Annotated in this window: 3 protein-coding genes and 1 pseudogene; 3 read left to right on the top strand and 1 reads right to left on the bottom strand. The window is 39.9% G+C overall.

What is annotated here, in order from left to right:
- From BO26_RS18080 to BO26_RS18075, 3 genes are all read left to right on the top strand, one after another.
- A partial coding sequence (locus BO26_RS18080; protein WP_036773929.1) for a replication endonuclease occupies positions 1-1,666 on the top strand: 1,666 nt, incomplete at its 5' end.
- 245 nt (positions 1,667-1,911) lie between these two features.
- A complete protein-coding gene (locus tag BO26_RS25005) occupies positions 1,912-2,064 on the top strand; it encodes a hypothetical protein (protein WP_477707052.1) in 153 nt (50 codons plus the stop codon).
- 622 nt (positions 2,065-2,686) lie between these two features.
- On the top strand, positions 2,687-3,193 hold the full coding sequence (locus BO26_RS18075; RefSeq protein WP_036773928.1) for a hypothetical protein: 507 nt from the start codon (positions 2,687-2,689) through the stop codon (positions 3,191-3,193).
- Between the two features lie 329 nt (positions 3,194-3,522).
- On the opposite strand, the pseudogene BO26_RS18070 reads toward BO26_RS18075, so the two are convergent.
- Positions 3,523-3,789 (bottom strand): annotated as a pseudogene (locus BO26_RS18070) (phage portal protein); the annotation flags it as partial.

Here is a 3,789-nt window from a genome sequence, read left to right as displayed (position 1 = left end):
TCAGTATGTCAATCAACAACCTGCGAGCGAGCAAGACGCCAGAAAGCGTTTGATCCGTATCTATGAGTTATTGGCAAAACTGACTCAACAAGCAGGCACAACAGCCCCTTACTGGCAGCAGTTCACCAAAGGCAGGGAAGGTGCCACAGTCGATCAATTGTGTGCCGGCCTCCTGCGCATGATGTCAGATAAATGGTGGTATGCCCGTTTGAAAAGAATGCGTGACATTCGCGCCGAGCATATGGCTATTGCGGTAGGCCAGGTGCAGAAATCAGCCTCTCCCTATGTTTCCCGTAGTACGCTGCGTGAATGGTTGGAACAGAAGCGCCGCAATTGGGATTTTATCAAACAGTTTGATGTTGAGAATGAACAGGGCGACAGGATGCCACTGGAAGATATGGTACTCGGTAGTGTGGCTAATCCCGCAGTTCGCCGTAGTGAATTGATGGTGAGAATGCGCGGTTTTGAAAATCTGGCTGACGAACTCGGTTATATCGGTGAGTTTTATACCATCACCGCGCCATCAAAATATCACGCTGTCCATAGTGTCGGTGGCTTTGTTTCAAATTGGAACGGGGCCAGTCCCCGTGATACACAAAAATATCTGTGCAACGTCTGGGCGAAAATCAGGGCGGCTTATTCCCGTGCGGGGATCAGTGCCTTCGGTTTTCGTGTAGTTGAACCCCACCATGATGGTACGCCGCATTGGCACATGTTGCTGTTTATGCGTCCTGAACATGTCGATGAAATGCGTGACATCATGTGTTATTACGCCCGGTTGGAAGATTCAGAAGAATTACAGGGGCAGAAAGCACTAAAAGCACGATTCCATGTAAAGCCCATCGATAAGGCGAAAGGTTCAGCCACGGGCTATATCGCTAAGTACATTTCTAAAAATATTGACGGTTACGCGCTGGATGGCGAAAAGGATGAGGAAACAGGCCAACTTCTTAAGGATATGTCACGGTCTGTTGCTGCCTGGGCCAGTCGTTGGCGTATCCGGCAGTTTCAGCAGATCGGCGGTGCGCCCGTTTCCGTCTGGCGCGAATTGCGTCGTTTGCGTGGTGATGAGCAAATCTTGCCTGATGCAGATATGGATAATGTCCGATTTGCTGCGGATGTGGGAGACTGGTTCGCCTATACCGAGTTCCAGGGTGGGCCTCTGGTTGCTCGGAAAGATTTAACCGTGCGGTTGTCCTATGAAATCACTGAGCAGGGCAATGCCTACGGCGAAAATGTGTTGCGTATTTCCGGTGTCTACTCGCCTCGCTTGGGCGATTCCTCTTCTTTTATTACCCGTACTGTTAAATGGAACATTGTTCCCAAATTTAACGCTGATGTTAAGGGCGTGGGTTTGGGGTTTTCTGGCGGCTTTGCCGCCTCTTGGAGTTCTGTCAATAACTGTACGGGGGGTGACAGTGCAGCTAGAGGCGGTGATCTGCTAGTGGAAAAAGTTATCGATTATGCGGATTCAATCGGCATGGATTTTAGCCGGGCTATGGCGAAGTCATTAATCATCGGAGGAAAAATTAATGTAGGTGAGCAGTCGTTCAAGTTATGGACGGATGGTAGTTTTATTCCGATAGAGACGGAACGGCAGAAAGAAGCACGTCGCGATTTGTTGTGGCAGCGGATTAAGAATATTGGTGAAATGAGGTGGAAATGAAAAAATTAACAACAGCCAGTGAAGTTATTTAGGCGTGATTTAGATATATATTGCTTTAGTCATAGGAGGGAAAAACGAATCTAGAACGCTATTCGAGAATTTAAAAAAGCATTATCAATAAATAATGCAAGAATGTTTTTTTCTTTATTTAAATATGAATAATAAAGTGGTTGCGAAAAATATGTTGATGTTTACAGCATTTTCTTAGAGAAAAATAGAGTTATCATCTTTACCAAAAACCGCTGATGTTATTAATAATTGATCAAGTTAAAATTATTGAGAAAAACACTAAAGTTGATAATTCATGGCACATTTATCAGGCACAATTGGGTTATGAAAAACGTATAAAAGAGCCTAGGAAAGAAATCAAATCACTAAAAGCAGACCATAGTGATTAACAATCAACAATGATGCAATTGAATTGGCGCAGGAAATTAAACACCGTAGTGATGATAAATAAAATGATTACTTTGAAATTAAATTCAGAAACTATTAGCGAAAATAAATTTTATTCTGGTTTGTTATTATGGTAAGAATGCTGGAAAGTAAATAAGGAATTATTACCTATATTTGTGTATCTAATAGCCAGTACTTTCCTCAGTAGAAGAAGAATCTAATAAAGAATTCCAAGAAATCACTGGCTTGAAATTCAGTAGTAAATCTGGTTTTTTTCTTGTATGAAAATAGTTATATAACTGGAGTTTCATGGTGATGTGTATGTTTCTGAATGGGGGTATTCTGACGATTTAATCAAGTTAATTAAGCTGGCATTGGGTGTCTCAACACATTGCCACTGGCAAAGGATGTTTTATTCATCAAGAGATTCAGAAGATAACGGAGAAAACGAGGTTAACTTAATTTTTGTGGGTTATTTATTATGTTGTAATTTAGTTGAATCATAGAGTAAACTAAATCACTAAAATTTAATTGTGGGGTTATTATGACAACTATCGAACTAGTTTCAATTGTAGGAAGTTTATCTTCATCTGTTGCTATTTTTGTTACTTTAGGTGTTTTTTGGTGCCAGAGGTACAACGAAAAAAAGACAAAGAAAAGAAAATGAAAAGAGAAATAAATGGAATTAAAGTTTTATTAAATATGGATAGTGTACAGAACTATGTAGATATAAATAAAATGATTAATCTTTGTGATTTCGTGGAGAAGCAAAACTTTAAAAAATTTTTAATTTATCATAAAAATAATGATTGCCTTCTTGTCTTCAGGGATGAAGAAAATAATCGAATCGGATTGTTTTTATTAACTAATATAAAAATACATTATATATCTATGTGTATACTTCCAGTGTCAAAATTGGATTCATCGTTGTTGAATAACATGGTCAATATTATTAATGAAAGTTTACATATCAATAATTTGATAGATATTTACAAGCAAGAAATAATTACATGTAGAAATGATATATCAAAACTCAAACAAACATGTTTGAAGCTTAAAATAAGATTGATAGAAATAAAAAACAAATGGATCGAATTTGACCATAATTTACAATTAACAACTAAAAAATAAAAATTAATCCAATATGTCAGAAAACAATACAGATCAGCCTATTTTCTATATCTGCATAAAATCATACATACTGCATCAATCCGCAATAATAACAAAGGCTCTTCCTCTGTCAAAGCGCCAGTGTTGGTGCCTTGCCGACCATCGCTTGCATGTGCATGAAAAACACTACATTTAGTGAGCAGGCGCGGCGGGGTCACGACTGCGCGCGGCAGCATCTGGTAACTGTGCTGGTCTCAAATTTCATAATGTAATCATTCTGTATTGAAACTATATTTCTTTCAGACAAAAAAAGACCGCTCAGTCGGCGGCCTCTCGATCAATAATGCGGGCTATTCGTCCTCGTCCATATCCAACGAATACCGTTCAAATCGGATCACCTCCTCACCAATCCAGTCATTTAACTGTTTCATTTTGCTTTGCAGCGGCATCAGTTCATTACGTACAAATACTTTGGCCGCCTTCTCCACATCACCAAAACCGCCGGTATTCTGTGGAATAATTCCCATCATCTGTGGTGGTACGCGGTGCGCGGCCAGTATGTCGTCACGGCTGGCATTCTTGATATTTAAAAATTCATCCTTAGCCGCGGCTTCAGA

It is taken from the genome of Photorhabdus australis DSM 17609 (genome assembly GCF_000711895.1).
GTDB classification, from domain to species: Bacteria; Pseudomonadota; Gammaproteobacteria; order Enterobacterales; family Enterobacteriaceae; genus Photorhabdus; species Photorhabdus australis.
The sequence above is the reverse complement of the archived record's forward strand: the minus strand, read 5'-3'. Positions and strand labels throughout refer to the sequence as shown.

What these genes read in the sequence shown, in the direction of transcription:
- BO26_RS25005 (WP_477707052.1), top strand. Translation starts at nt 1,912, where the DNA reads ATGTTATTAATAATTGATCAAGTTAAAATTATTGAGAAAAACACTAAA.